Annotated in this window: 6 protein-coding genes; 3 read left to right on the top strand and 3 right to left on the bottom strand. The window is 52.1% G+C overall.

The window, feature by feature from the left end; genetic code table 11:
- The coding region (locus GM154_RS26170) for a hypothetical protein (RefSeq protein WP_374940352.1) at nt 1-110 on the bottom strand (110 nt) is incomplete at its 3' end.
- 249 nt (nt 111-359) lie between these two features.
- A complete protein-coding gene (locus GM154_RS25425) occupies nt 360-1,217 on the bottom strand; it encodes an MHYT domain-containing protein (RefSeq protein WP_150345672.1) in 858 nt (285 codons plus the stop codon).
- Between the two features lie 226 nt (nt 1,218-1,443).
- Here GM154_RS25425 and GM154_RS25420 point away from each other — a divergent pair, with 226 nt between their 5' ends.
- Complete coding sequence (locus GM154_RS25420; protein ID WP_219654306.1) at nt 1,444-2,958, top strand: sensor domain-containing diguanylate cyclase; 1,515 nt, start codon at nt 1,444-1,446, stop codon at nt 2,956-2,958.
- Between the two features lie 47 nt (nt 2,959-3,005).
- Here GM154_RS25420 and GM154_RS25415 read toward each other — a convergent pair whose 3' ends face one another.
- Nucleotides 3,006-3,221 carry a hypothetical protein gene (locus GM154_RS25415; RefSeq protein ID WP_197873335.1) on the bottom strand — a complete coding sequence of 72 codons (216 nt, stop codon included), beginning with the start codon at nt 3,219-3,221 and terminating at the stop codon, nt 3,006-3,008.
- 221 nt (nt 3,222-3,442) lie between these two features.
- Between GM154_RS25415 and GM154_RS25410 the strand changes: the two genes are divergently transcribed.
- Together GM154_RS25410 and GM154_RS25405 are read left to right on the top strand one after the other, a co-directional pair.
- Nucleotides 3,443-5,341: a diguanylate cyclase domain-containing protein gene (locus GM154_RS25410; RefSeq protein ID WP_150345675.1), complete on the top strand. Its 1,899-nt coding sequence runs from the start codon at nt 3,443-3,445 to the stop codon at nt 5,339-5,341.
- Between the two features lie 127 nt (nt 5,342-5,468).
- Entirely contained in the window at nt 5,469-5,912 is a 444-nt protein-coding gene (locus tag GM154_RS25405; protein ID WP_150345676.1) for a globin domain-containing protein, read from the top strand.
- The last annotated feature ends 160 nt before the right edge of the window (nt 5,913-6,072 follow it).

Here is a 6,072-nt window from a genome sequence, read left to right as displayed (position 1 = left end):
AAAGCGTCATTGCAATAAGTAATTTGTCCCTTGAGATTCGTCGTTGAGATAAGACGCTCACTTTCCCTGAATGTACGAGCCTGTTGTGTCACTGGCAGGTTTTTGCGCATGGCGGAAGAGCCTTTATTAATATCGAAAAGATCTAATGTTTATTTACGCTGACAGACCATTACTATCATCGGCCTTATAGAAAGATTCTGAAGTAACGCCGTTGTATAACTGACGAATGCACAATCGAATGAATTAGCTGCACTCTGCCAGCCTGTTGCTACGTACGTCCGAGATGACTACTAACCAAAGTCTATGTGCCAATAGGCTAGAGGCGGGAGATAAAAAGCTGCTTGGCGTTCTCAGTGGCTTTAGAGCTGGTCCACAGACGGCCTCTTGTCCCGCTCAATATAACGAGGAAGGCGCTCAAGCGGGTCCTCTTTCTTCTGCCGTGATGCAAGGCGATACTGGATATCAGCCAGCCTGCGTGCGAGTTTTTTTCGGTGTGCATGCTGTTCAAAGACTATGGCAGTCAGCGTCATAGCCAATAGCGAGACGGTGGCAAGTGAAACCAATGTTCCGAGCCAGTAGGCATGAATGCCTTCCAGCATACCCCCGCTCACGCTTGCTTTATGGAAGTGCGCGCCAGCCATTCCCGCGTAATGCATCGCAACGACGCCAAAGCCCAGAAAAATGGAGGCGGCAAAGCGCAGCATCCAGACATGAGGCAAGGGACGTTTGAGATGAAAAGCCACACACAGCGCGGAGGTTGATGCGAGTATGGCAATCACAATGGATACGCAAAACCAGACCGGATCATAGCTAATTGCCGGATGTATGTTGAGCGCCGCCATACCCGTATAATGCATACCGGCAATACCGCATCCCATCACCAGACCGCCTACTGCGAAATGCCTGGTCTTAAGATCCGTACGACAGACGATTCTGAGCGCCAGGGCTGAAGCTAGCACGGCGAGTCCCAGTGACAGCACGGTAGTTGAGATCTGGTAGCCAAGCTCAATTGGCAAACTAAAGGCAAGCATCCCAATAAAATGCATTGCCCAGATGCCGGTCCCCATGGCCAGGGCGCCACAGCTCAGCCACACCCGGGCAGCCGTACCGGACGTTCCAAATACGGCAGACGCCAGTTGCAGCGCAGTGTAAGAGGTCAGCACCGCCACGATTACAGAGACCAGCACAAGAAGTGGGTCATAACTACCAGCAAGCATACGAACCACCAAAATTTTAGACCCAAAGCTTAACGGCTGCCGTACGCCATACTGAAATCTTAGCTACGATTTTCATCGCAAAGAATTGTACGCTCATCTGTTGAAATAACTATTTAGGAATTTAAGTTAATTAATAAGCTATTTAGCCGACAGTTGAGCAAATAGTCTTTCTTGAAAGACGCCCCGCTGAAACTGCCATTGCCCGGATTGATAAGAAAAGGCTTCCATGAAACAAACCAATCGTCTTCGGCGTGTGTTTATTGCCTTTTCTGTGTGCTTTACGCTGGGCCTTGTCAGTGTCGTCTCGCTGCAGCTGTTCAGGAGCTATGAGGCGACCCTACGCGCGGCTGAAACCAATGCTGCTAACCTTGTGAAATCCATGGCGCAGCATGCCTATGACATCTATGAAGACCTTGACCTGGCCAGCTATGGGATCGTCGAACGTCTGGAATGGGATAACTTTGGCGCTGGGTTATCGGGCGATGATGTGACGCGTTTGAAGCGACTATTCAAACGCCAGGTTGCGCAGATGAATCAGGTGCATGGCTTCTTCGTATATGACAAGGACGGCAACTGGATCGTAACGGACAAGGATGACTATCCCGCCAGCATCAACAATAGTGACCGTGACTATTTCATTTATCACAAGACCTTTATGGATCGAGCGATACGTATTGGTACCCCTCTGCGTAGCCGCTCCACAGGTGACCTCGTCGTGCCGGTCTCGCGCCGGATCAACAACCCGGACAACAGCTTCGCGGGTGTTTTTCTTATCACGGTCAACATCGAGTACTTCAACCAGTACTATGCCGACTTTCATCTAGGCCCAAGAGATATTATCTCGCAGGCCTTACGCAGTGGCGAAGTCATCTCACGGCTTCCTTATTCAGAAAAGAACATCAATTACAGTCTTTCCAAAGGTGAGGTCTATAGCAAGTACCTGCTGCAAAGTCCGTCGGGGGTAGCGCGCATCCGGTCCGTTGTTGACGGTATAGATCGCATCCAGGGCTATCAGGCCCTTGAGCGCTATCCTGTGGTCGTTCAGGTCGGACTCTCCCGACGCGATGTGCTGGCGGCCTGGATAACCGAGGTTGTTATCTATACAGGCGGCCTGCTTGTCATGCTGGCTGTTTTATTTGCAATGGGCCTGCTGGTCTTACGCTATATGCGACTGGACCAGGAGCATCAGCTCGAGCTTGCGACAGCTTATGAAGCAGTTGAAAAGCTGGCAATGGAGGATGGTCTTACCGGTCTTTCCAACCGGCGTCACTTTGATGTCATGCTGCCGGTTGAGCTTAATCGAGCAAAGCGACAGGGGTACCCTGTAGGGCTGATTATGCTTGATGTTGATTTCTTCAAGAACTTCAACGACCGCTATGGGCATCAAATGGGAGATCTGTGCCTGCAAGCGGTAGCTCAGGTCGTCCAGAAAAGCGTACGGCGTGCAGGCGATCTAGTTGCACGTTATGGAGGAGAAGAAATAGTCATTCTCCTACCTAATACGGATGAACCGGGTACCCATCAGATCGCTATGTCCATAGTAGAGGGTATCAGGGCGCTCAATATCGAACACCTGGACTCTCCGTTGGGACGTGTGACTGCCAGTATCGGCTACCATGTGGTCGGCTGCGATGGCTTTGCTTACAGCCCGACGGAAGCGCTTGGGCTGGCTGATCAGAACCTGTACGAGGCAAAGGGACTGGGCCGGAACAGAGTGCACCCTGCGATGTGCCAATCATAAACTTATTGTATGCCAGATGCTGAAGCATAGGTCTCTAGTCAGATTTCTTAATCTATGCAGGGTGAGGACTTGTCCTTGCCAATGCCTAGGATCGACAAGAGAAAAAAGGGCACCAGTGAGCAAAAGGCAATGAGCCCCTTATGCTCGTAATTACTTTCCTGCGCTCCCGTTAGAAACCAGACGGGAAGCGAAGCGGCTCCCAATGCTATACAGCCAAGCCTGATGGCGTGCCTGGCCGGATTGCGCTTTTTTAGTCTCTGCATGTCGCCTTCCTGCAATCGTTAGTCAGCTAGCCAATCAAAGCTGACGGAGGCCACCTATGCCAGGATGCATCAAGTCCTATGCAGAATTGTCGATGGGAGAATCCGCTGATCCTATACCGGCAAGCAGTAGCATGGCCTAACTCATACCATTTCATTTGATTCCAGACCTCTCGGCTGGCATAAGAGGATTAGTTGTTTAGACGCCGATTTGAGTCCCTATCATGCTAATCGCACCTCTGCCCGCCAATGAAGAGGCGCGGCTTCGCCTGCTTCATAGTCTCGACCTGCTTGATACCCCAGCGGAAGAGACCTTTGACCGTATCACCCGGGTGGTCTCCGAGCTTCTTCAGGTTCCTATCGCCCTAGTGTCACTGGTGGATGAGCATCGGCAATGGTTCAAATCGGTGGTGGGCCTTGAGGTGTGTGAGACGCCACGAGATCTGGCCTTTTGCGCCCATGCGCTTCATGTCGAGGACATGCTGCTGATTGAAGATGCATGGCAAGATCCACGCTTTGCGGACAACCCGCTGGTTACCGGCGAGCCCTATGTACGGTTCTATGCTGGTGTGCCGCTGCGCAGCAGTCAGGGTCTGGTGCTTGGTACCCTGTGCGCAATCGATACCCAGCCCCGAACCCTAACTGAGCGAGCCAAAGCTAGTCTCAAGGATCTGGCCCGTGTGGTTGAACGTGAACTGATACAACGGGAGGCGGCCAGGGAAACCCGGCTGATCCAGGAACAGGATGCTCAGGCGCTGCGTTATCGTGAGGCGCGTTTTACAGCCATGTTCCAGCAGTCGCCTATTGGAAAGACGCTGATTGACCTTCAGGGACGGTTTGCCGAGGTTAATCCAAGGCTGTGCGAGATACTGGGCTATACGGCCGGGGAGCTCAGGCAGAAGACATTTTCAGACGTGACCTATCCCGAGGATCTGGCAGCGGATCTGAATCTTATTGCTGATCTCATGTTTAATCGACGCCAGACCTACTCGCTTGAGAAGCGCTACATTCACAAGGCTGGACATCTGGTCTGGGTAGCAATTGACGTTACGCTGGTAAGAGATGGCGCAGGCAATCCGTTACACTTTATCGCCGCGGTGCATGATATCCGCCAGCGTAAGGAGCACGAAGCCCTGCGGCTGAACTATCAGGCTGAACTGGAAAGGCGTGTCCAGGAGCGGACGCTTGAGCTGCAAAGTAGCCGGGAAACCCTGCAAACCATCACGGACAACCTGCCTATTCTCATTGCGCAGGTAGACCGTAACCTGTGCTATCGCTTCAATAACGACGTGTATCGTCAGATCTTTAATATCGATCCGAAAACCCTGCTGGGTAAACCCCTGACGGCGATGTTGCGCCCTGAGCTCTATAGGGAACTGCTTCCTTGTTTCCAGCGGGCATTGGCAGGGGAGCGGGTCAGCCATGACAATATCCAGTACAGCCTTGAACAGGACCGTATCTGGAGCGCTACCTATATTCCTGACGTGCGTCATGGTGAGGTGGTCGGCTTTTACGTTATGTCCCAGGATGTCACAGAACGTAAGCGGGCAGAAAAGGCTCTGGTCGACAAGGCCATGCTTGATCCACTGACTGGCCTACCCAATCGCCGCGCCTTGCATGACAGGCTCGAACAGGTGATAGCTGCCGCCCGGCATGATGGCGTTCCATTTTCCCTGTTTTTCCTTGATCTTGATGGGTTCAAGCTGGCCAATGATACCCATGGCCATGAGGGTGGTGATGAGATCCTGAAGCAGGTAGCGCGCAGGCTCGGTCAAGCGATAAGAAAGGATGACTTCATCAGCCGACTGGCTGGTGATGAGTTTGTCATTATTGCCAGTGGCGTTGCGTCAGAAGCTATCTGTAGCCGTATCGCCAAGAGTGTATGCGATACGATCAACGTTCCTTTTTCTCTTCCTGATGGACCAGCCAAAATTGGCACCAGCATTGGCATCGCGCTGAGCTCCACGACTGATAATCTCTCAGCGGAAAGCATCATGGCTCGGGCTGATGCGGCCATGTATACCGCTAAACGCAAGGGCAGAAACAACTATCAATTCGCCTCAGGTTCGGCGGAGCTGCCTCATAACGTACGGCCAATCAATCTGCGTAAGCAGGAAGACTAGGCTACTTTGCAGATCCTTGGCCATAGTACCAGCGAAGCCTCAGCAGCGGTCTATACTCTGAAACGAGATAACAGCATTGTTTAGCTGATAAGAAACCTATTAGCCTGAAGTCTTTAAGGAACCTGTGATGAGCGAGCCTCTTTCTCCTGAAACCATTGCCATCGTTAAATCTACTGCTCCTGTCCTTCAGGAGCATGGCGTGGCAATTACCACTCGAATGTACGAGCGTCTCTTTGTTGATCCTGAAATCAAGGCGCTATTCGATGACGCAGCTTTCAAGTCCGGCGAGCAGCCCAAGCGACTGGCTGGCGCTATCTTGGCGTTTGCTAAAAATGCAGATCGGGTAGAAGCCATTCAGGGCGCTGTAGACAAGATCTGCGCTCGCCATGTTGCAACCCATATCAAGCCCGAACACTATCCCGCCGTGGCTAATGCGCTGTTACCCGCCATCAGGGATGTATTGGGCGATGCGGCAACTGATGAGATCCTAGACGCCTGGGGCAAGGCCTACTGGTATCTGGCGGATATCATGATCAATCGTGAAAAAACTTTATACGGCGAAGCGCATTAATGGTTGTGGCCCGAAGCTTATCCTCTGTGTGCCTATGAAGGCTGGAGCTCTGTTTTGCAAAAAGGACAGAGCCAGCCAAGCGAGTCACTTTCAGGATGAAGCGTGTAATGACATGGCCTCATCTCGCCGCATTCCTCGCATTCGACACGACGAACAAGGG

The organism is Pseudomonas sp. MAG002Y, from assembly GCF_019400845.1.
Taxonomy (GTDB): domain Bacteria; phylum Pseudomonadota; class Gammaproteobacteria; order Pseudomonadales; family Pseudomonadaceae; genus Chryseomonas; species Chryseomonas luteola.
The sequence above is the reverse complement of the archived record's forward strand: the minus strand, read 5'-3'. Positions and strand labels throughout refer to the sequence as shown.